Source organism: Mesorhizobium sp. M8A.F.Ca.ET.207.01.1.1 (genome assembly GCF_004794715.1).
Lineage (GTDB): Bacteria > Pseudomonadota > Alphaproteobacteria > Rhizobiales > Rhizobiaceae > Mesorhizobium.
This window is the reverse complement of record NZ_SRUS01000624.1, coordinates 1-278: the sequence shown is the minus strand read 5'-3', so window position 1 is coordinate 278 and position 278 is coordinate 1. Positions and strand designations below refer to the sequence as shown.

Sequence of the window (278 nt, the reverse complement as noted above, 5' to 3'; positions counted from 1 at the left end):
CGGGCGCGCTGGGCCAGCACGCTTTCAACCATGGCATCGTTGCTGGCGAAGGCGGTGCCCAGATCGGCCGCCACCTGGCGCGCTTCGGCGGTCGCCTCGCTGGTCATGGTCTGCCGCGAGGCATTGATCAGGCTGGTGCTGGCCTGGCGATAGATCAGGAACGCGGTAAGGTCGAAGCACAGCAGTGCGATGGCGGCGGTGCCCAGCATCAGCTTGGGGGCGATGCTGCCCGGGCGGCGGGCAGCGGCGGAGCGGGAAGAAGGCATGGGAGGGTCCAC

General features: G+C 69.4%; 1 protein-coding gene. It reads right to left on the bottom strand.

Going from position 1 to position 278, the window contains the following annotated elements; all coding sequences use genetic code 11:
• A partial coding sequence (locus EN850_RS36115; RefSeq protein ID WP_210238115.1) for a hypothetical protein occupies positions 1 to 266 on the bottom strand: 266 nt, incomplete at its 3' end.
• Between the last annotated feature and the right edge of the window lie 12 nt (positions 267 to 278).